The organism is Candidatus Cardinium hertigii, assembly GCF_050864915.1.
GTDB classification, from domain to species: Bacteria; Bacteroidota; Bacteroidia; order Cytophagales; family Amoebophilaceae; genus Cardinium; species Cardinium hertigii_D.
Window position 1 is genome coordinate 113,347 of the sequence record NZ_JBOZWY010000002.1, and the last position, 23,562, is coordinate 136,908.

At 37.6% G+C, this 23,562-nt stretch carries 16 protein-coding genes and 2 tRNA genes; 6 read left to right on the forward strand and 12 right to left on the reverse strand.

Annotated elements, in window-relative coordinates; all coding sequences use genetic code 11:
• Positions 1-305: 305 nt before the first annotated feature.
• The gene (gene uvrB, locus ACRRVD_RS01685) at positions 306-2,321 is read right to left on the reverse strand and encodes an excinuclease ABC subunit UvrB (protein ID WP_432461439.1); all 2,016 of its coding nucleotides are present in this window, start codon (positions 2,319-2,321) and stop codon (positions 306-308) included.
• A gap of 175 nt (positions 2,322-2,496) precedes the next feature.
• On the opposite strand from uvrB, the gene ACRRVD_RS01690 reads away from it, so the two are divergent.
• The 4 genes from ACRRVD_RS01690 to ACRRVD_RS01705 all read left to right on the forward strand — a co-directional run bounded on the left by ACRRVD_RS01690 (position 2,497) and on the right by ACRRVD_RS01705 (position 7,648).
• Positions 2,497-4,317, forward strand: coding sequence for a tyrosine-protein phosphatase (locus ACRRVD_RS01690; RefSeq protein WP_432461440.1), 1,821 nt, complete (start codon positions 2,497-2,499; stop codon positions 4,315-4,317).
• Positions 4,318-4,608: 291 nt separating this feature from the next.
• The gene (locus ACRRVD_RS01695; protein ID WP_432461441.1) at positions 4,609-5,952 is read left to right on the forward strand and encodes an MATE family efflux transporter; all 1,344 of its coding nucleotides are present in this window, start codon (positions 4,609-4,611) and stop codon (positions 5,950-5,952) included.
• Positions 5,953-6,116: 164 nt separating this feature from the next.
• Positions 6,117-6,860, forward strand: a complete 744-nt coding sequence (locus ACRRVD_RS01700) for an MlaE family ABC transporter permease (protein ID WP_432461442.1) — start codon at positions 6,117-6,119, stop codon at positions 6,858-6,860.
• Positions 6,861-6,874: 14 nt separating this feature from the next.
• Positions 6,875-7,648 (forward strand): ABC transporter ATP-binding protein, encoded by a 774-nt coding sequence (locus ACRRVD_RS01705; protein WP_432461443.1) that lies wholly within the window; start codon positions 6,875-6,877, stop codon positions 7,646-7,648.
• Between the two features lie 58 nt (positions 7,649-7,706).
• Here ACRRVD_RS01705 and glyA read toward each other — a convergent pair whose 3' ends face one another.
• The 10 genes from glyA to ACRRVD_RS01755 form a co-directional block, all read right to left on the reverse strand.
• A complete protein-coding gene (gene glyA, locus ACRRVD_RS01710) occupies positions 7,707-8,996 on the reverse strand; it encodes a serine hydroxymethyltransferase (RefSeq protein WP_432461444.1) in 1,290 nt (429 codons plus the stop codon).
• A gap of 88 nt (positions 8,997-9,084) precedes the next feature.
• Positions 9,085-10,203, reverse strand: coding sequence for an ankyrin repeat domain-containing protein (locus ACRRVD_RS01715; protein WP_432461445.1), 1,119 nt, complete (start codon positions 10,201-10,203; stop codon positions 9,085-9,087).
• A 178-nt stretch (positions 10,204-10,381) separates the two neighbouring features.
• Entirely contained in the window at positions 10,382-11,500 is a 1,119-nt protein-coding gene (locus tag ACRRVD_RS01720; protein ID WP_432461446.1) for an HD domain-containing protein, read from the reverse strand.
• Positions 11,501-11,715: 215 nt separating this feature from the next.
• Positions 11,716-11,802 (reverse strand) — tRNA-Leu (locus ACRRVD_RS01725).
• 71 nt (positions 11,803-11,873) lie between these two features.
• A tRNA-Cys gene (locus ACRRVD_RS01730) sits at positions 11,874-11,944 on the reverse strand.
• 9 nt (positions 11,945-11,953) lie between these two features.
• The gene (locus ACRRVD_RS01735) at positions 11,954-13,729 is read right to left on the reverse strand and encodes a 30S ribosomal protein S1 (protein WP_432461447.1); all 1,776 of its coding nucleotides are present in this window, start codon (positions 13,727-13,729) and stop codon (positions 11,954-11,956) included.
• 433 nt (positions 13,730-14,162) lie between these two features.
• On the reverse strand, positions 14,163-14,852 hold the full coding sequence (locus ACRRVD_RS01740; RefSeq protein ID WP_432461448.1) for a hypothetical protein: 690 nt from the start codon (positions 14,850-14,852) through the stop codon (positions 14,163-14,165).
• Positions 14,853-15,109: 257 nt separating this feature from the next.
• Positions 15,110-15,892, reverse strand: a complete 783-nt coding sequence (locus tag ACRRVD_RS01745; RefSeq protein ID WP_432461449.1) for an enoyl-CoA hydratase/isomerase family protein — start codon at positions 15,890-15,892, stop codon at positions 15,110-15,112.
• A 207-nt stretch (positions 15,893-16,099) separates the two neighbouring features.
• Positions 16,100-17,494 carry a dihydrolipoyl dehydrogenase gene (gene lpdA / locus ACRRVD_RS01750; protein ID WP_432461450.1) on the reverse strand — a complete coding sequence of 465 codons (1,395 nt, stop codon included), beginning with the start codon at positions 17,492-17,494 and terminating at the stop codon, positions 16,100-16,102.
• Between the two features lie 77 nt (positions 17,495-17,571).
• Entirely contained in the window at positions 17,572-19,059 is a 1,488-nt protein-coding gene (locus ACRRVD_RS01755) for a potassium/proton antiporter (RefSeq protein ID WP_432461451.1), read from the reverse strand.
• A 223-nt stretch (positions 19,060-19,282) separates the two neighbouring features.
• Between ACRRVD_RS01755 and truA the strand changes: the two genes are divergently transcribed.
• Both truA and mnmE read left to right on the forward strand, forming a co-directional pair.
• The gene (truA, locus tag ACRRVD_RS01760; RefSeq protein ID WP_432461452.1) at positions 19,283-20,044 is read left to right on the forward strand and encodes a tRNA pseudouridine(38-40) synthase TruA; all 762 of its coding nucleotides are present in this window, start codon (positions 19,283-19,285) and stop codon (positions 20,042-20,044) included.
• Positions 20,034-21,395 (forward strand): tRNA uridine-5-carboxymethylaminomethyl(34) synthesis GTPase MnmE, encoded by a 1,362-nt coding sequence (mnmE, locus tag ACRRVD_RS01765; RefSeq protein ID WP_432461453.1) that lies wholly within the window; start codon positions 20,034-20,036, stop codon positions 21,393-21,395. Before truA ends, mnmE begins: the two co-directional genes overlap by 11 nt.
• A 442-nt stretch (positions 21,396-21,837) precedes the next feature.
• On the opposite strand, the gene recJ is transcribed toward mnmE, so the two are convergent.
• Entirely contained in the window at positions 21,838-23,547 is a 1,710-nt protein-coding gene (recJ, locus tag ACRRVD_RS01770) for a single-stranded-DNA-specific exonuclease RecJ (protein WP_432461454.1), read from the reverse strand.
• Positions 23,548-23,562 lie beyond the last annotated feature (15 nt).

The following is a 23,562-nucleotide window of genomic DNA, read 5'->3' on the forward strand; positions in this document are numbered from 1 at the left end:
CCTCCATTTGAACCGCTCAAATAAGGTAAAGTACCCTAAAAGCAGTTGATATGGACAAGCCTATATTGGATTTTAATAGGTTGGGTGCTATAATAGCAACATGAGTAGTTCTGTGATGGCGGGTGCAACAACTGTGCAAACCCTTTGTCTGCTATTCTAAATAGTAACGCCTATGTAGAAAGCGACAGGTAATGAGCCTTATCCTATAGCATAGCAGATCCTGCAGTGGCTTTTGTATCCACCCTCCTTGTTGCTACAAGCCCATACTTAATGGTACCAAAAAAAATTAAGAGAACAAAATATTTTTATTGGGCATTCTGCTGTTTTTTTAAATTTTCTACCATTTCTTTTAGTCGGTCTGCTTCTAAAAATTGTAACGCTTCTGCGGCTTGGTACATTTTATTTTCTAATGCCTGGATACGCGCTTCTATGGTTTCTTTTTTTCCATAAGGGATCGCACCATCGGCAACAACCACAGGGAAAGCGCTATCATCATTGGCTACTTCCATAAACGGGGGTAGCATTTGATCCTCTAAATCTATAGTGGCTTGTTTTTGGGATACAGGGCTAGGGGTAATTTGATGTTGTGCATTATACTCCATTTGTAAAGCACGTCTGCGCTGGGTTTCGCCTATTGCTTGTTCCATAGATGGGGTAATCTTATCTGCATACATCAGGACACGCCCTTGTGTATGACGTGCCACCCTGCCTATGGTTTGAATCAGTGAACGCGCATTGCGCAAAAATCCTTCTTTATCTGCATCTAAAATAACCATTAAGGAGACCTGTGGCAGGTCTAACCCTTCCCGTAGCAAATTTACCCCGACCAACACATCAAAAGCAGCATTGCGTAAGCCATTTAATAGGGTCACACGGTCTAATGTTTTGATTTCAGAATGGATATACCGGCAACGGATATGGGCATGGACTAAGTAATCGGTCAGTTCTTCTGCCATACGTTTGGTAAGGGTGGTAATCAATACCCGTTCCTCTTTTTTTACAACTTGATGGATTGCTTCTAAAATATCGTACATTTGATGGAGCGTAGGACGGACCTCTATTTCGGGATCTAGCAACCCTGTTGGCCGTATAATTTGCTCTATCACTAGGCCACGCGCATGCTCTAGTTCATAATCAGCAGGGGTTGCACTAACAAAAATGACTTGGTGGATCAGTTGTTCAAATTCATTAAAATGCAATGGCCGATTATCCATAGCAGATGGCAACCTAAAACCATGTGCTACCAAATTGATTTTTCTAGCCCTATCCCCTCCTGCCATAGCCCTGAATTGGGGAATGGTAACGTGGCTTTCATCTATAACCATTAAGTAGTCTTTAGGAAAATAGTCTAGCAAACAGAAAGGGCGCGCTCCAACGGACCGACCATCTATATAACGCGAATAATTTTCAATGCCGGTACAATAGCCTAACTCTCGAAGCATTTCCAAGTCTAGTTCAGTTCTTTCCTGTAGCCGTTTGGCTTCTTCAAACTTACCGATCTGATTAAAATAGTTGACCTGTATATGTAGATCTTGTTGGATCTTGCTTACCGCACCATCTAACACATCTTTGCCCATCACAAATAGATTAGCGGGAAAAACAAATGCTTCTTGGAGCTCTTTTGTCTTTCTACCAGAAGCTGGATCTATGAGATGGATGGTTTCTAGTTCATCTCCCCAAAAGATAAAACGATAGCCATAATCGGCATAGGCGAGAAATAAATCAATCGTATCACCCATTACACGGAAACGGCCCCGTTTAAATGCACTATCGTCCCGACTATAGAGCATCTCTACAAAATGTTTCAAAAGATCATTGCGCGACAATTGGGAGCCTACCCTAAATAAATGGCTATTATCCTTGAAGGATGCGGGCGCACCAAGTCCATAAATACAAGAAACAGAGGCGACTACAATCACATCTCTTCGGTCGCTTAATAAAGCAGCTACCGCACTAAGGCGCAATCGTTCTAATTCATCATTAATGGCCAATTCTTTTTCTATATAGATACCACTAGCTGGTAAATAGACTTCTGGTTGATAGTAATCATAGTAGGATACAAAATACTCAACGGCATTATGGGGAAAAAAAGCACGCAACTCGCTATACAATTGTGCAGCCAATGTTTTATTATGGCTGATCACTAGTGTAGGTCTATTTAAGGCTGCAACCGTATTGGCTATCGTAAAGGTTTTACCAGATCCTGTAACACCCATCAGTACTTGACTAGCTACGCCACGGTTGATGTGTGATACAAGTTCTAAAATGGCCTTTGGCTGATCGCCTGCAGGTTGATAAGGTGATACAAGTTTAAATGACATACATAAAAAAAGGTGCTAAAGAAAGAAATAAAATAAGAAAAAGGTAGATAAATCAGTATTATACGAAAAAAGTAAGATGGCACCAAAGTTAATGGATGGTGTATACAATATATGAGACATATCTTATGACATAATGGATTATATTTGTTTTTATAATTTAAAATCAATACCATTGATGTATAGTCGCCTATCTAATTCATTCAATATATCGTTAAAAATGGTCTATGCTAAACACAATATGCTTTTGGGCCATCTAATGGTATTTTTATCAGCTTTTCGCAGCTGTTATACAAGCAATAACCGGTCTGATCTAACACCACCTATAATTAAAATTGCTAATCACAAACCTATACCTGGCAATGAGCCTAAAAATAAGCAAATAGAACAACTGTCAAAGTCAGTCCATCATAAAAAGAACGATACAGACTTTGATTTTAAAACTACTATTGAAATACTGCGTAAAGTAGCAGATGCAAAAAGAGGGATTAGATGGCATTTATCCGGTGATAACTTGATACGAGAAGTAATAGACAAAAGTGATGGTCTATATGCTGCAGAAGACTATGCGGTGCAAATCATAAATATATATCGTGCTGCAAAAAAAATATGCGAATTATATGAGAAAAATAGTGCCCCATTTGAAAGAATGGCCCATACATTTATGGAACACTATAAGTATGATGAAAAAGAAACAGAAAATTTTTGGATAGAAGCGCTAAAGAATATAAATAAAAAAGTTGTATCGAAACTACATCAAATCGTGCTTCCAAACGAAGAGGGGGACTCTATAAATACAAAATTAAGATTAGCAGAAAATTATGTTGGATTGGATGATACGCATTACAACGTTACGACTGTATTCAAGATAAATGATAAAAAATTTGGCTTAGAGGATAGAAAATGGTTGCAGTTAACAGAAAAACAGAAATCGGCATTTAGAAACAGAAAATGCGCCAACTGGTATAACCGTTTAGAGCCATTTGAACAAAAGTTAATTGATGGTTACATTGACAAATTTTTAGAGGGCAACCATTATATCCCAACCCAAATTCGAAATATTCCAGGATGTAGAAATAGTTATCAAAAAAGGATTCTAACTTATGATCAACATAATAACCCTACTACGCTAGGCCGCTATTACCATAGTGGCGCATTGGTTTCACCTACCCAATGGAAAGATGAAACCATTACGAAAGATAACTGGGAACAAATTCAACAATCTATTAAAAACATAGAAGTCATCTCTTTAAATCACAATCTACTTCCGCCTACACTAGGTGGAGAAAAACCTATTGTAGAAGGAACGCGTCGTGTAGTAGGTGATAACCAATTTATGTATATACCGATCAATGAATTGGGTACTTTGACAACGCCTATTTTTAGGCCTCACGTCGATAAACTTATAGAAGAAAGTATCCATTTTTACAACCCTAAAAAAAATAAAGATAAACCTCATTATCAAGGACTATGCAAAGTTTTCAAAGAGGGTAATAAAAAAGATCGGCAAAAAGAAATAGAAAAGGTAAAAAACCCAAAAGATAAACGCTACTTTAGCAAATTAAACCTATTAAAAGAAGCTACTAAAAACGCTGATTACGAAAATACATTTATCCATAACGTTACACAATTACATAATAATTACTATGCCACTATTGCGTCAAATTATATTGCATGCAAAGCCGTACTAGGCGAAAAAACTCCTACTTCGTCCGTTTTATTTAGTTGCAAAAGTGGCAAAGACAGAACTGGTTTTATGAGTGTTTTGGTGGATGGAAATATGATTTATATGCATGACCCATCATTGGATATAGACAAGGATACTAAGGTCTATACTAACTTAGCCTATGCTTCCCATTATCAGTTTTTGGCTTCGGTTAACGGAGGAATGGCTGGAAGATTTGGCATGAAACCTGTAAGAAACAACGAAATTTCCCGTAACATTACGAACGAACTCTTTCCCAAAGCAGCCTTGTATACATCAATCGAATTAAATTAACTACATAAACGTTAGAATTTTTCTAAATTCTTGATATTACCCCTTTATTGCAGTTGCTTTTGTTGCAACTCCTTTATAAATTCGGATAAAGTGCGATAAACTGAATCCCGTAGCAAAAGCCATGGATTCCATTTTTATGCGTGCTATACGCGCAAATATATATGATTTTAAAAATTTTTATACTTTTTACTCTAATACACGTTTTGTATGTATCTATAAACATTGGCCTGTCCTCTGCCCTACCTATATACATTTCAATCTTTTAGTCTAATTTTTTAGCGGGTCTTAGCTATGTCTTCACCTTTTTCATCTATTGACAGAAGGCTAATGGGCGCTTACCTTATAGGTAGCTATCCCATTATATGTAGTAATCTAAATGTGCTGACCATTGAAGCAATTAATACGATTATGGTCAGTCGAGTGGGTGTTACGGATGCGGTCTCTGCCGTTTTTGCCCATACATTATTTAATATTTTTAAAAAATTTAACACAGGTATGGCTATGAGTATATCTCTACTAGTGGCCCATACAAAACGTAAAAAAAAACACAATCAGATTAAAAAAATTTTCAATCATGGTCTATTACTCAATACTTTTTTTGCACTTATTTTTAGTATAGTACTCATCTTACTTTCTTACCATTTAACCTATATTAGCCCATCTCCAGAAATAGCTACCTTAGGAAGCCCTTATTTACGAATCATATCTATTTCACTTATACCCTGTGCTATAAATAGTATAATCAAACGCTACTTGGAAGGGCAGGCTAATGGAAACATTCCACTTCTTTTAAATTTTTTCACACTGATTACCAATTTAATATTTAATTTTATATTGATTTATGGGCAATGTGGTTTCCCAATGTTTGGGTTGAATGGAGCAGCTATTGCCATTGTGCTTTCAGAAACAGTTACAGCGGTAGCAGGCACACTGTATTTGCTTTATAAGCCAATACAAAATCACCATATAATGGATCTAAATGTAAGCCAAATATCATGGCGATATTTTAGAAAAATAGGGTGGCTCAGTTGGCCAGTCGGACTCCAATTTGCGGTAGAGGGGGCTTATCTGCTTTTTATAGCCATTATAGCAGGTTCGATCAGTATCGAAGCACAAGCAACACATACGATCTTATTCAATATTTCCCAACTAATGACCATTTTTGCAATTGGTTTAGGACAGTATGGTTCGATACTGGTGACCCAACAGCATCATCCAAAGAATGACTATTTCATAAGAAAAGTAGGATTTATGGCCTGTTCTATGATCGCTATTATTTCCATAATAGTGGGACTAATGTTATGCACCATTAGTCCCTATATTATTGGACTGTATAAACCTGTTGATGCAGTAAAGACTTTAGTAAGTCAACTGATTACATATTTATGCTTTTTCCAATTATTTTACAGTATGTACTATTGGGGTAGTAGTATGTTACGTGGTTTGCATGATGATGCTTTTTTATTTTTATTAAACATGTTTACCAAACTCCTAAGAGTAGGTATTTGCTATAGCTTGGTTATAAAATATAATTGGCATCTCAATGGCATATGGATTACTTTAATACTGGAGCACATGTTAATCAGTTTTTTATTACTTATTCGGTTTGATTATAAAACCAAACCATCTGTTTAAATTGGTACAAATTTACTGGTTTTAAATGGATGGACATAGCGGGCAACCATAGAGAGATGGAGTACGCTAGATAAACTGAATAGAGGATTAGGGCTTGATTGCTATCTATTTTTTAATTACTTTCCCTGGAGTAATATTTAGTTGATTGTACAGATTTTTAAGCTATGGTAAAAGCATTTAACGCATATCTACTTTTTTTACGTGCAATGTTTGGCAACCCTATTCCATATCGAATGTTTTTGTCTCGGGTTTCCAAGGAATGTATTCAAGTAGGGGTGGATTCTCTTTTTATCGTTTGTATTATTTCTATTTTTATGGGTGGAGCGACCTGTATCCAGCTTGCCTCTCAATTAAACAATCCATTTATTACAAAAGACTTTATAGGTATTGCGGTACGCAATATGACCATTTCTGAATTAGGGCCAACGGTAATTGGTATTGTTTTTACAGGCAAAATAGGTTCTAGTATGGCCAGCGAGCTGGGCACTATGCGGATTAGTGAGCAGATAGATGCATTGGAGATTATGGGTGTAAACGCGAATAATTATTTGGTTTTACCAAAAATTATTGCTACAGTTTTAATGTATCCATTTCTGGTTATTATTGCTATGTTTCTTTCTATATATGGTGGGTTTCTTGCTTGTAAATGGCTTACTTCGATCCCTCCTGAAGCCTATATCAATGGATTAAGAAATACATTTGATGCATATGATGTTCATGTAGCAATTTATAAATCTTTGGTTTATGGCTTTCTTATCTCTTCCATTGCTTGTTATAAAGGATTTATTACAAAAGGTGGATCATTAGATGTAGGAAAATCCAGTACACATGCTGTTACCAATAGTGGTATTGCGATTTTAATCGCAGATTTATTTTTAGTCTATGTTTTACTCAGTCATCGCATCTAAACGGCTGCACTTTTATGATTTCCTTTGAAAATATTTCTAAATCTTTTAATGGTAAAATCGTCTTAAATAAGCTCAGTGGGCTATTTAAAACGGGACAGATCAGTTTAGTAATCGGTTCCAGTGGAACTGGAAAAAGTCTTTTGGTCAAATGTTTACTTGGTTTGATTCTACCGGATGACGGCTTTTCGCTTTTTGATGGACGTGACCTAGTCTATGGCGATAAGCTACTACAAACCGAAATAAGAAAAAAAGTGGGTATGCTCTTCCAAGGAGGGGCTTTGTTTGATTCTAAAAACATAGAAGAAAATATCCGTTTTCCATTAGATGTACTGACCAATATGGGTACAGCAGAAAAGAAAGAGCGTGTCCATGAATGTCTCTCACAGGTAGGCCTTCCAGATGTAGCCCACAAGATGCCTAATGAACTAAGTGGTGGTATGAAAAAACGGGCAGGGATTGCTAGAGCCATTGTGAACCATCCTAAATACTTATTTTGTGATGAGCCTAACTCAGGACTAGACCCCCAAACGGCACTTAAAATAGATGAACTAATTGCTGAAGTAACCTATACCTACAATATGACTACGGTAGTAGTAACCCACGATATGAATACTATTTTATCTCTGGGCGATTTTGTCTTATTCTTGCACCAAGGTAAAAAATTGTGGGAGGGCTGTTCTAAGGATATTTTACATACGAATCTAGTGGAGCTAGAAGATTTTCTATTTGTTGGCAAGATTAAAGAACTCCTTTTTAAGGAAAAAAGAAAAATAGGAGTAAATAATTAAAATCCATACAATCAAACAGCAAATTGCTGACAGGATGTTCAACCCGATAGGTACAACTCTAGCGCCAATGAGCTACCTTTGTTAAAGGGAAATGACACATATATTTATTAACTTCTTCCTTTATTTTTCTTATTTTAGACTCATTATCAAAATTATTAAGAACACGATCGATCCATTCCACTACCCGTACTATATCAGCTTCCACCAACCCCCTAGTCGTTATAGCAGCCGTTCCTAAGCGGATACCTGAGGTAACTTGTGGCTTCGTACGGTCAAAAGGAATCAAATTTTTATTAGTGGTAATATCTGCCTTTTGTAAGGCTGCTTCCGCTTTTTTACCCGTAATATTTTTACTAGATAGATCCAGCAATAATAAGTGGTTGTCTGTTCCTTCAGATATAATTTTGTAACCTCTATCCATCAACTCTTCTGCCATAGCTCTAGCATTGCGCTGTACTTGTATGGCATAAGCTTTATAGTCGGTGGTCATCGCTTCGTAACAAGCAATAGCCTTAGCAGCTATACTATGCATCAGTGGTCCACCTTGTGTACCAGGGAAAACAGCAGCATCTATTAAAGCAGACATATTTTGAAGTATCCCTTTGGAATTGGTTTTGCCAAAAGGATTTTCAAAATCTTTTCCCATGAGTATCATACCTCCTCTAGGGCCTCGTAACGTTTTATGTGTGGTAGTTGTCACAAAATGACAATAAGGAAAAGGATTATTGAGTAACCCCTGACTAATAAGACCAGCAGGATGGGCAATATCTGCCCATAAAAATGCGCCTATTTCATCTGCAATGGCCCGTAGCCGTACATAGTCCCAATCACGGCTATAAGCTGAAGCACCACAAATGATCATAGCGGGCTGTACGACTCTTGCTTTTTGTGCTACTTCCTCCCATTCAATAAATCCTGTTGCTTGGTTGACACCATAAAAAAAGGATTGATATAACTTTCCAGAAAAATTTACAGGAGCGCCATGCGTTAAGTGACCACCATGAGCCAGATCAAATCCCAGTATTTTATCCCCAGGCTTTAAAATGGCCATCATCAAGGCTGCATTGGCCTGTGAACCAGAATGAGGCTGGACATTTACCCAATCTACGTTAAATAATGCCTTAGCCCGGTCAATGGCTAAAGACTCTACTGCATCCACAATATGACACCCCCCATAATAGCGCTTACCTGGAAGCCCTTCTGCATATTTATTGGTTAAAATACTGCCTGTCGCAGCTGCTACCTGGGGAGAAACAAAGTTCTCAGAAGCGATTAATTCTAACCCTTCTTCTTGACGTATTTTTTCTTTTGCTATGAGTGAAAAAATAATTGAATCTTGTTTGATCATCGGAACTGTATAAATATGTATAGCCCCCTTACAAGATAGGGAAGAAATTTTTATAAACTACCCCTGCAGTAGAAGGATTACTCTATACCTAAAAGACTTCTATATAGGCTAACATTAATTTATAAATTTTAGTATTATTTTGATGCATGGCAAGTTCTAATGGGGTAATGCCTGCTTTGTTTTGTATAGATAGACCATTACCCACATGTACCAATAGTTTTTTTACCATAGCGGTATATCGGCATTGAACGGCATAATGTAAAGGAGTTTGACCTAGATGGTTGGGTACATTTACATCCAACCCAGGATAACGCAATAAACCATTCACAGCTTCTAGTTGATTCGTAACAACTGCATAATGTAAGGGTGTACTGCCTGTACGATCTTGTATATTTACTTCCAACAAAGGCGCATGGCGCAAAGTTTTTAACAACTTACTTTTTGTATTGGCAACTATAAGATGCAACGGTGTGGCACCATTAGCTGCTTTAGCATTGATGTTAAAACGACCAGACCTTAATAGAGCTTGAAAAATAGCTACGCTATTTTGTTTAGCTGCCCAATGCAAGGCGGTATATCCATTCTTATCCTGTGTTTCAACAATTTGTTTTTGCTCCAACAACAGTCGAATGATGGGCAGACTTTGTCTCTTAATGGCCAACAATAAAGGGCTAGGTGTAACGTTACAAATAGCACCTGCTTGCAATAATAATTGCACAAGGTCCTTTCTGTTTTGTTGAATAGCCAATTGTAATGGATGGCATCCTTTATGATTTAAAATATTTGGATCTGCACCAGCTGCTAGCAAAAACGACACAATTTTTTTATGTCCCCTTTCAATGGCCAGTAACAAAGGTGTATGGCCATTTCTAGCACTTACTTGATTTAATAAAGGTTTGGCTTCAAGCAAGCATGCAACCACTGCTGCTTTGGCATATTTAGCCGCATAATGCAATGGACTATATCCTAAAAAATCTTGATTATTGATATTTTTTTTATCAATCAGTAAGGCAGTAATTTTTTGTACATTGTTCTCTTGAATGGCCCATATAAGTGGTCTGTTCACAGTAGATGGCTGATTAGCCACTGGTGCCTCATGTATTACTAAGCGAGCATAACTAGATGACCCGCTGATGGATAAGATCCAAAAGCCAGTCAATAGACTTGCATGTTTTATAAAAACATAAACAAGGGATAATCGTTGCATAGCTAATGACTGAATAACGCTTTATTTTTTATAGAATTTTATAGAAATAGAAGCAATACAACCTACCTATTTAGATAGCTTGTTGATCAAGAAAAATTAAGCTAGATAGAAGCTTTTTTATACCCATCTGAGTAGACAAGAAAAAAAGAAAAAATATTGGGCTATAGACCCGTAAGGCCTAATCTAAATATTTGTATTTCCAATGTGCTGCCTCACCATGTTCTGCAATATGATCCATGCGCTCTGTACGTATTTGTACCTCTAATCGGCCATATTTACAAGTTTCAAAGGTAAGATGGAGCGATTCATAGCTACTATCTCTTGGTATACTAATCCAGTCTCTCATAATACTACAGATTGGCTTATAAAGATCACTGAGAATAGTAAGCACTTTCCAACAAGCTATTTTTTCTTCCTGAAGCGTTTTACCATCCATACCTGTTAAAATAATTCTAACAGCAGCAAGATCATGTATTTGATCAAAGTTTACCTTTAATCTCTCAATCTTATGCCAAATAGAATAAACAGATTTAATACGTTTTTTTAATATAAAATCAATGCCATGTGCGTGAACAGCGGAATAGACCTCCTCAGAAATAAGATTTAATTTTTGCTGCCTTTGCAACTTGGTCATACCTAACTTAGCCGTAATGGAATAATAACTCAACGTATAGGTATGCTTCAACCAAAAATCGGCCAATTTAGCTTGGATATTATATAACCGCATTCTATGCGAAAGTGGGATATACAAACGCTTTAAGTCAAGTAAGAGCTTAGTACCAGAATAGTAAATCAATGGTAGATGCACGCTTTCTAACAATATGCCAGTACTGTTTATCCGAATAATATCAGCAATTTGTAATAAAATTGCGACAACACGTGGAAGTGTTACATCAGGATTACTTAGACCGCTAAGAATGGTATTAGAGCGAAATTTACCATGATATACACTACGCAACTGTACTAATATGGCAGCTGTTTCTAAACCAAAATAGTTTTGAATAGCTTTTTTCCGCACCAATCCTTTTAAAAAAAGTGGTGCTAAGATTACAGCAACAACAGCAGCTAAATTTAAAGAAAGTTCAGTAACCGCAATAATAGCTACCCGAATACATTCCCTCAGAAGATACTGACATACTTTTGAACCTTGCGCTCCTTCTGCAGAGGTTAACCATGAACAGGCCTCCTGCAACACTGAAGAGATCTCTTTGATATCGTTTGATTTTTTAGAGACTGCCTTTGCAAGTTGATGCAGGTTCCAATTATTTAGGTAAAGTATTTCATTTCTTTTTATCATGCTGTACAATCAAAAGTTTTTTACATAAACCAATACCAGGATAAGTGCATTTTGACCGATGGCGCAGGTTAAGTAAAGCTTATAACTTCGCTCTAAAGTTACAATTTTATAAACTTGTATCACCAACTATAGAAAAAGAAATGTCCTAATTTTGTAAAACCTATAAAACAAGCCAATCATTATGACTTAGATGAAATAGCTTAATATAGCATTAATGGTACCTAGGGCCGGAATCGAACCGGCATGATATTGCTATCATTGGTTTTTGAGACCAACGCGTCTACCAATTCCGCCACCTAGGCAAAAAAAAGGAAACTACCAATAAGCATAAATACCTATATGTAGCTAGCTTCATCTATGTAAAAATGACTAGAGGTCGCGAGTGGACTTGAACCACCGTACGAGGTTTTGCAGACCTCTGCCTAACCACTCGGCCACGCGACCCAAAAGCAGCTATTCTTTACTTTCCTTTTTTGTATGCTGCTTTAACTTTTCTTTCAAGTTGGCAAAAGCTTCAAACCCTCTAGTAGACGGTGCTTTCTCTATTTTTTCTTTTGCCTCCCCCCTTGTTTTACTCTCAACTTTGGCATCTACTTCTGGATTAAAAAGAATCTGATGCGATAAAATTATTTTTTTATCCGCTTTAGCACATTTTATTACTTGAAAATCCAACTCTTCCCCAACTTCTGGCTCTTGACCATCTGCTTTAATAAAATGCTGCTGTCCTACCTGCCCTTCTATACCATGGACCAACTCAACAATAGCGCCACGACCTGGAATCTTTTTTAGAATAGTTCCTTTATGTAAAGTACCTATTTGAAAGATTTTTTCACACATATCCCATGGCGTTTCTTGTTTTAAGCCAAGTGAAAGGCGTCTATTTTCCCGACTAATACCCAACACAACCACTTCTAATTTTTCTCCTAACTTCAAGACGTCAGAAGGATGTGCAACCCGCTTGGTCTCAGAAAGACGAGAAACATGCAAAAGGCCTTCAATACCCGGCTCCAGTTCTATAAAAGCCCCAAAATGGGTCAGGTTTCGGACGACTCCTTCATGGGTAGCGCCTACTGCATAGGTAGATAAGAATCTATCGTGTTCCCAGGGATCACCAGTCAGTTGTTTGATGCCTAAAGCTATTTTATAATTTTTTCGATCTAATGACAATATACAAGTCTCAATGGTATCACCTATCTTATAATGTTCGTTGATATCACGCAAGTATTGCGACCATGATATATCTAAAACATAGACAAAGCCTTCAATACCTGGCATCAACTCTATAAAAAGACCATAATCGGCAATATTGGTTATGGTACCTTTAATAGTAGATCCTACTTCTAACATTTCTGGAAGGAGGTCCCATGGATGCTCTTGAAGTTGCTTCATACCCAAAGAAATACGTTTTTTATCTTCATTAAATCCAATAACTACTACACGCACTTTTTGACCAAGCGTGAACAGCTCTTCTGGATGATTGACTCTGCTCCAAGCCATATCTAGCTTATGGAGCAAGCCATCGACGCCTCCTAAGTCAATAAAAGCTCCAAATTTAGTTATGTTTTTAACATAGCCTTCTAGAATTTGCCCCTTCTCAAGGTTGCTAATGATTTCAAGTTTCTGTCCTTCTAACTTTTTTTCAGTTAGTGCTTTATGAGAAACTACTACATTATCATTGGTATGGTTAATTTTAATAACGACTACATCAATGGTTTTACCCACAAAAACATCAAAGTCTAATACAGGCCTAATATCAATTTGTGAACCAGGCAAAAAAGTTTCAATATCGCAAACTTCTACAATTAACCCTCCTTTAGTCCTGCGCTTAACCAGCCCTTCTAAAACTTCTCCATGTTCCAATGCATGTTGAATTTTTTCCCAGGCTCTTACCAATTTTGCTTTTTTACGAGAAAGTACTAGTTGACCTTTGCTATTTTCTGTTTCTTCTATATATACCTCAACTTCATCACCTGGTTTTAATTCCGGAAGATCTCTAAACTCAGAAGCAGCTATTAAACCGTCTGATTTGTATCCAACTCCAACAATAACATCTTTATGGGTAATGCTTATAACCGATCCTTTTACTACTTCATATTGACTAATAGCGCTTAAGGTAGCTCCATATAGGGCAGCCATATCTTCTCTTTGTTGATCTGTATATACGCTGCCTAACTTTTTATTAGGATTCTCATATTGATCCCAGTTGAAAACTCCTTCTGTTGCATGCATAAGGGCGAGGTATTGACTTTATGTTACTTAAAAATGGCACGACACTATTTGGATGGTGCTATTTTAGCTGGTTAAAAAAATGAAATAATATACGACTTCTACATAAGTGCAATGGTCTAGGTATCTAGATTTGCCTTACAGTCTCTAAAGTTACAAAAAAAATATAAGGATTGGTATGATTTACCTATAGTATAAGTAGTTTTATGCCCTAACTTTAATGGAATAAAGCATTTATCGAAAACTTCTTTGTTGATAAAAGAGGTCTAAAAGATCAAGCTCTGTGCAATTTTTTTTGGAAGAAAAGATTTTTAGAAGAGGACTAAACCTTATAAAAGAACCAACTTATGCTAGTTTTTTGAGGACTAGCATAAGCCATAGAAGCATTGTACCCAATTCTTAAAGAGAGCTCTTCTGTTATACTTTATGTTTCAGGCTATTCATTAGCATCAAAATATACATCATCACCAGACTCATCACCAGACCCATAATCTGAATCATGATCTGAATCATGATCTTTGTATTCTAACACAGTAAAAGGCTCTGGGTCATCTCCAATATGGTCTTCATAAGTAAAAATATTTGGTTCCCGATTATTGCTATTATCATTTGAAATATCATCCGCCTGAGTGTAATAATCATAAATGGAAGAACCAGTGTATATTATACCAGTATAACTGTTATTAGCAAGCCATTTCGTAGACTTAACCACATAAGGCGTAAGCCATACTAGGCCAGTAGCAACAGCAGTACAAGCATAATTACAGCCCGTACCAAAAAGCCAACTACCCCCAGAAGCTGATTTATAGGTAGTACTCATTTTAACGGTCCCAGGGTCTGTATTACTAAAATACACCAACGCACCATCTACACAAGCACCAGCCATTCCTCCAAGTATACCTCCAAAAAGATACCCAGTCTTTTTTCCAAAACAACCAGCCCAATCAATAAACTTTTTAGACCCAGAATCCGCTTGTTGTGCTTGTGGCTGGCTTGTTGCGATAGCTTCTTGTCCTGAGCAGGAACCTAATCTAGCTTTATCAGCACTGCATCCACCCAACCACAATACAGGAAAGAAGAAAATACTTACTATCAATAGTCTATGTAAACGGTTGCTGATTATCATACTATATATATATATTATTTATACTATTTAGGTGATTGAACTACTATAACTACTATATGCAATTAGAAATATAACTGGTTTTACCAATTTGCAAATATACATATATAATGCATGATTTCCAAAATATTTGAAATAGTAAGCGCATCAACGTTTACCGGGAGGGTTGCAAAAGGAACTTCTATTTTAGAACCTCCCAAATAGATAAATACCAATGGTTGCCCCCTTCCAAATGCCCCCCCTATCTAATAGTTATTTCATTATTTGATTTCTAGTAGCGCTTTTTTATCCAAAATTTTCATCAATTTATCTTTGATATCTACCGCTTTAAAGCAATTGGCAAAACCATTTGCTTCTGTTTGAAAACCATTTTCATCTGGGTTTTCAGCTGCATTGACACAAGTTACCAACATACCCAATGCCAAGTCTGCATTATTTACAATAGAGGTAAGCCACTTTTTAGCTTTTTTAAGCATTTCTTCTTTATAACTTACCACTTCACTGACCAATCCCATTCGTTCTGCATCTTTGGCATCAATACGCTTACCAGTCATTAGGTATTCTAATGCCTGTGTCTTACCAAGCAATTGAGTCAACCGTTGCGTACCTCCAAATCCAGGAATAACCCCGTAAGCAATTTCTGAAAAAGCAAAGATAGCATTCTCAGAAGCAAATCGAAAATGGCAAGCCAATGCAAGCTCAAAGCCGGACCCTAAAGCATAACCATTAATAGCAGCCAAAATAGGCTTAGGACAATCTTCTATAAAAGCCAATACTTCTTGACCATTTTCTGCAAATTTTCTTGCATTCAACTCATTTAACTTCAGCAATTCAGAAACCTCTGTGCCGAGAGAAAAGATTTCTTCTCCTTCTCCAGTAATAATAACACCGTCTATGGATTCATTATCATAGACTTCTTGAATAAGATGACGCAATTCAATAAGTCTTTTATCTGTTAAAGTAAAGGCTTTTGAATCGGATTTAAGGGTAATGGTTAAAATACCATCTTCTAGATTACTTTGTAACGATGCTGTTTTGTCCATACTAAACGCAATTTTTTTATAGCCTAAATTAACCAAGCAGTATGCAAATGCATATTGCGCTTTTTATATCTACACCATTTATTATATCTACACTATTTAACATCTCATTTTATTCCAAAGCTAGATACCATCAAATATACAGGATATTTAAATAGTGCAACAATTTTTTTGAATAGCAACCGCAACCCCAAATATATATACTGCACACTAAAGGTGTATGGCTGCTCCATAAGCAGCAGAAACTGCTTCCACAATGGCTTCTGACATAGTCGGATGTGGATGGGTACTATTTTGAATTTCATGTGCAGTTGTTTCTAGTTTACGTGCCACAACTACCTCTGCGATCATTTCTGTCACATGCGCACCTACCATATGCGCCCCAAGCCATTCCCCATACTGGGCATCAAAAATTACCTTTACAAACCCTTCTGGTAGACCGGCTGCCTGTGCTTTTCCAGAAGCAGAAAATGGGAAAACACCTACTTTAACCTTATAACCAGCTTCTTTTGCAAATTTTTCTGTATAACCTACAGCAGCTACCTCAGGTTGTGTATAGATACAAGAGGGTAGATTATTGTAATCCAACGGGTCAGGTGTAAGTCCTGCTATTTTTTCTACACAGACGATACCTTCTGCTGATGCTACATGGGCCAATGCAGCCCCTTTGACAAGATCTCCAATCGCATAGACACCATTGCAACTGGTTTTATAATAGCCATCGACCGCAATTTTACCTGCCTCCATCAGTATTCCGTTTTCCTCTAAACCTATATTTTCTATATTCGGTTGCACGCCAATAGCAGAAAAAACCAGGTCACTTTCAATCTGTACATCACCTGATTGGGAAGTAATATGTACGATACAAGTGCTTTTTAAGCGATCTACTTTGGTAACTTCTGCAGCTGTATAGACCTGTATCCCTTTTTTTGTAAAAGATTTTAAGATCTGTTTGGATACATCTTCGTCTTCCAATGGCAACAAACAGGGGTTATACTCAACCAAAGTAACCTTTGTACCTATGGTATGGTAAAAGTAGGCAAATTCACATCCAATGGCTCCTCCTCCTACAATCACTATAGAGTCGGGTTGACTCGTACGGGAAAGTGCCTCTCTATAACCTATGATATGCGATCCATCGATAGACAAATGGGGCAACTGACGGCTCCTTGCACCAGTTGCTAAGATAATATGTGGCGCACGGTAAAGATGGGTAACAGCTGTTGGTGTGGTAACAGAAACAGTACCAGCAGGAAGTAACTTACCACGCCCTTCTAAAATGGTAATTTTATTCTTTTTAAAAAGATGCTGGATGCCCTTAGACATAGTAGCTGACACATCCCGACTACGTTCTATAATAGATTGAAAACTGGGTCTTGCTTTTATTACTTCAATACCATAAGCGGCAGCATGGTTACAATAATCAAATACTTGTGCACTTTTTAATAATGCTTTTGTAGGAATACAACCCCAATTTAAACAAACGCCACCAAGGGCTTCTTGTTCTATAACTGCGACCTGCATGCCCAACTGAGCCGCTCTAATAGCAGCAACATAGCCACCTGGACCACTTCCGATGACGATAAGATCGTATTCTTGACACATATGTATTGTTTACTTTAGGGATATAGGTAAAAAAAACGATGCTACTGGCATGGTAGATCATTATGGTTACCCATTCACTAATCTATTATACCGAATTGTTCCTTGATGGTATGAATGGCTTGATGGTTTTCTGCCATAATCATTAGCAAGTCAAAGGGAGCAATAACGGTATCACCTCTTGGAATAAGATGTACGCCATTGCGTTTGATAAGCACAATCAATGCATTTTCTGGGAAACTCAACTGTACAATTTTCTTACCAATAGCCGGAGCATCTTGGGGAACCATTACTTCTATTAGCTCACTGTTTACTTCTTTGGATAACTGAATAGTAGGTTCATGTTTGGCCACGGTTGGTGCTTCTAATTGTAGCCACTTGGCAAGGGGTGAAAGGGTGGTGCCTTGAAATAAGATAGAAGTAAGCACAATAAAAAAGACAATATGGTAGATAATATCTGCTTGGTGAATATTATCTAACAATGGATAGGTAGCAAAAACAATAGGAACAGCCCCTCTAAGCCCTACCCAAGAGATAAAAATTTTGTGGCTTACATTTAATGTTTTAGAAAAGAACAATGAAACAAAGACACTCAACGGACGCGCTACAAACATTAAAAATATCGAGAGCAATAGGCCAATCCCAGCTATAGGTAGAAGTTTATGGGGATAGACCAACAGCCCAAGCATAATAAACATAATAATTTGCATCAACCAAGAAATACCTTGACAAAATTGAATAATGCTTTTTTTATGTGGGAAATCTTTATTGCCTAAGATTAATCCAACCAGGTAAACCGCAAGAAAGGCATTGCCATGCAAAAAGTGAGTGGCTGAGTAAGTAAAAATAACTACCGCCAACATTAAACCTGGGTAAAGCGAACGATTGGAAAGACGCAAGTTATCGAGCAATACCAGCATGATTTTACCTACTAAAAGGCCCGCTAGCCCTCCTACGACCATCTCTTGAATAAAGATGCCGATCGCTTGCATGGGTCCAATAGCTTGTTTATTAAGCAGCAACGTTTTAAATAAAAACATTAAAAACCAAGCCATTGTATCATTACTCCCCGATTCTAATTCCAGCATGGGACTAAGATTGGCTTTGAGATGCATATTTTTAGCCCGAATGATCGCAAAAACCGCAGCTGCATCTGTAGAGGCAACAATCGAACCCATCAGTAGCCCTTCTAATAAAGTGAATTGTATATTACCCCCCCAAAAGTGCGTAAGCGCCCAAATAAATAGTCCGACACTAAAAGTAGTAATTAAAATACCTACAGTTGCCAGTAATATACCATTCCAAAGAATAGGGCGTATATGCTTGTACTCGGTTTCTATGCCTCCTGTAAAAAGAATTAAACTTAGGGTAACAGCACCCAATAATTGAGCAGCTATAGGGTTATGAAAATCAATATTTCCTAATTTTTCATGACCGGCAGCCATACCTACCAATAAAAAAATAATCAATGCTGGAATACCTAATCTGGTAGATAGCTTGGTAATGACAATACTCAAGAAGAGCAAAAAAGAACCGGCAATAAGCAAGCTTTCTGGAACTAAATGCATAGATTTCTATATTAAAACATATAAGTCTAAACCGATAAACGACAACAGGCATACGGAAATATGCTGTACAATGTTTTTTACAATTAACGTAAATTTACATAAAAATTAGTGCATCATAGGCTACTATGTTAGATAAATAATCTATATATACCTACTTTTATGATAGATTTTAACCGTTAACTTAACAAAAGATTAAGCTTTATAGACCACCCCAAAGCATCCTATGCGTTATTTTATATACATATCCTACTTTGGTAAAGCGTATAGTGGCTGGCAAGTGCAAAAAAATGGGCCCTCTGTGCAACAAGTAGTGGAAACGGCACTGGGCAAGCTACTATCTACAGCTATCGCTATTTCAGGCAGCAGTCGAACGGATAAAGGGGTCCATGCCCTGCAACAGGTTGCCCATTTTGACCACATACTACCTATAGATCTCGTTGATTTGACCTATAGGCTTAATAGGGTTCTGCCATCTGATATCAGCATTACAGCTATTCGTCCTGTAACATCGGATGCACATGCCCGTTTTGATGCATGTTACCGTAGGTATACCTATACCATTGTCACCCAAAAAGATCCTTTTTATAGGGAGCGATCGGTTTGGCTACGCCGTATGCCACCACTTGACTTATTAAATCAACTTGCAGCTTTATTTTGTTTACAATCGGATTTTGAATTTTTTAGTAAAAAAACCGATGGTGTAAAAACATTCGTATGCAATGTAAAAGAGGTTTTTTGGTTGCAGATGGATCACAAAATTATTTTTCAGATCAAAGCGAATCGTTTTCTACGGGGTATGGTTCGAACCATTGTAGGTACGATCCTTAAAGTAGCAACTGGTAAAATGGATATAGTCACCTTAAAGGAACTGATTCGAGAGAAACCTAGGGTCCGCCCCACACTTGCCTTGATGCCACCAGAGGGGTTAACATTAGTGAAAGTAGGATATCCAGAAAGATTATTTATACAAACCAATGAATCATAACCAAGATCCTATTGTAGCACTTGCTACACCACAAGGGGTGAGTGCGATTGCAGTAGTACGGCTATCTGGACAGGGTGTTATTCACATCGTCAACCAAATATTTCGGGGGAGTGACCTGAGCCAACAAGCTTCTCATACCATTCATTTTGGGGTCATTCAAAAGGGAGAAGCTTATATTGATGAAGTACTGGTTTCGATTTTTATAGCTCCTCATTCTTTTACCAAAGAAGATGCTGTAGAAATTTCTTGTCATGGCGCTCCCTTTATTGTCACACAACTGATACAACTGCTTGTAGCACAAGGTGTCCGCATAGCTGAGCCAGGTGAATTTACCAAAAGGGCCTTTTTAAATGGTCGGTTTGACTTGGCGCAAGCAGAGGCAGTAGCCGACTTAATTGCAGCAGATAGCACACTATCCCATCAAACGGCGTTTCATCAAATGCGGGGTGGTTTTTCTTTAGCTTTAGAAGGATTGCGTAAATCGTTGCGCCATTTTGCAGCTATGTTGGCACTAGAACTGGATTTTGCAGAGGAAGACGTAGCCTTTTTAGACAGAGAAGATTTAAAAAAAATGGCTAATGCAGTTATTGAAAGCTTAGACAGGCTGATAGATAGTTTTCAAATGGGGAATGTAATTAAACAGGGGGTTTCCGTAGTGATTGTTGGCAAACCCAATGTAGGCAAATCAACATTATTGAATAGATTATTAGAAGAAGAACGGGCCATTGTTTCGCCTATAGCAGGTACTACACGGGATACCATTGAGGGAACCTTACACTTAGGGGGTATACGGTTTAGGTTTGTAGATACAGCTGGTTTACGAGAAACAACCTCAGATAGCATAGAAGCGATAGGCATTGAACGGACCAAAATACAATTAAGCAAAGCCTTTGTAGCGCTCTACTTGGTAGATTTATCTAATACGAGTTTTAGACAAGCAGAGGAAGATCTGATTTCCTTGGGTTTAGAAAGATTTCGATTGCTTAAAGTTGGCAACAAAATGGATCTTGTACCATCTACTACTCTAGAACAATTTAAAGGGTATTTGTGGATGGCTGCCCAAACTGGTAAAGGTATAGCGCCACTTAAAGATCAACTTTTGAAACAGGTCGCAGAAAAGTCCACCGATGGAGTCGGCACTATTGTGGTCAATGCACGTCACTTTGATCGGTTACAGAAAAGTAAACAAGCCTTAGAAGCAGTTATAATTGGGCTGGAGCAAAAACGATCGAATGAGTTACTAGTTGTAGATCTAAACAGTGCCCTACAGGCACTAGGGGAAATTACGGGAGAAATTACGACAGAGGAAGTGCTGGGCGATATTTTCTCTAAATTCTGCATTGGAAAGTAATCGCTACATGGGTTGAATAGCTACCTCCTTTTGCTGATTACCAAATTGCAGATTGACCTATCGGGATGTTTAGTCCCGTATAATTGTAGTATATTATATGATGCAACAAATAAATGGAAAGATGAGTTATGGGAAAAATATTACACTCAAATGCCAGAACAACGCAGGCAACCCGTAGAGGAATACGTTTATGTAAAAAGAGCATAAAAGAGACGTCTAAATTATTTAATGTTAATCCTAAAACTGACGTTATGAATAAAGTAAAGTCGTATTTTTCTTCTTACGACTGAATAAGGGGAGCCCGTATGATGGGAGACTATCAAGTACGGTTATGAGAGAGGCTAAGGCTGAAATAACTTGGCCTACTCACCTGTGTTTGATTTTATATAGGTTTCTCCCTTGCTGTCTTAAATTTTGTCTGGTTTTTTCAGTGCATTATAGTTTAAGCCATACATACTGTTTCCTTAATATCCTTGACTATAAGTTGTAAAGATTTATGACCCAAATAATAATTGTATCCTACGGTATAGGCTATAGCAAATGGCTTCCCAGTTGCAACAAGTGGAAAGTAACTACCTAAGCCAAAACCTATAGCTTCATAGGACACTAAACAATCTGTTTGGTACAGTTCCAACTTAAGATGTTTTCCTTTTATTAAATAAAATTTACGCGCATAAACTTTTTCACTAGCAAATATGGGCGTAGCATTCCCTGGACCAAAAGGAGCCATTTGCATCAATATGTTTAGAAATTTCTGAGTAATGGTCTGAAAAGGAATTAGGGCATGAATAGGTTGTTGAGGGATTAACAAATCATCGGTTATGGTCTCTGATACTACTTCTTCAAATTGCTTCTGAAATTTAGCTACATGGTCTAGTGGCATGGTAAGACCTGCCGCAAAAGCATGTCCGCCATATTGATGTAAAAGCCCACTACAGGCTGAAATAGCCTCATAAATATTATAGCCAGATATGGAACGAGCAGAACCAGTAGCTTTACCATCAGAAAGTGTTAAAACCACAGTAGGTCTATAACATTGTTCAATGCAACGGGAAGCTACAATGCCAATAATACCTTTATGCCAATCTGGCTTAAAAAGCACATTGGTCTTGCTTGGATGGGTTTTATTTACTATCATGGCCAGGGCTTCTTGTGTAATGGTATCGTCAAGCGATTGGCGCAAGCAGTTTTGTTGATCAATAGACTGTGCTAAATGATAGGCTTTTATTAGATCTTGTTCGATAAGTAGCTCAACCGCCAAAGAAGCATGGCTCATACGTCCAGCTGCATTAATCCGCGGGCCTATTTTAAAAACAATATCAGAAATGGTAATGGTAGTAGTTAACCCTCCCAACTCTATTAATGCTTGTAGTCCCGGACGAGGTTGAGTGGCCAATTGTTTGAGGCCAAAATAGGCTAAAATTCTATTTTCATCTACCAATGGGACTATGTCACAAGCAGTACTAACTGCTACAAGGTCTAAGTAACCATAAATAGTTGCAGGGTTTAAGCCACAGTGGCTACAAAAGGCTTGTAATAGTTTAAAACCTATACCACAACCTGATAATTCTTTAAAAGGATAGGAACAACCTGGTTGTTTGGGATTTAAAATTTCATATGCTAGTGGCAAAACATCTCCTACTTCATGGTGGTCACAAACCATCACATCTATGCCGCGTTCAACCGCTAGCGCAATCGGTTCATATGCTTTTATACCACAGTCTAAGGTAATGATAAGTTTGATACCATCTTGATGGGCTTTTTCTATTGCTTGCATGGAAACCCCGTAGCCTTCCACCATACGATCTGGGACATAATAACTTACTACTGCACCAGGCAATCTGTCAAGAAAACCATATACCATAGCGACAGCTGTCGTACCATCTACATCATAATCACCATAAATTAATATTTTTTCTTTTTTTGTTAAGGCTTGATGCAAACGGCCTACCGCTCGTTCCATGCCTTGCATTAAAAAAGGATCATACAACTGTTCTAAAGCAGGACGAAAAAAATGTTTAGCTGCTTCAAAAGTTTCTATTTCCCTTTCGACTAAAATAGTTGAAATAGCAGAAGGGGTACCGAGTACTTTCTCCAAAGCTGATACCTTATCATATGGCTTAAAAGATTGAATCACCCAACGTTTCTGCATAGATGCAATAGCAAT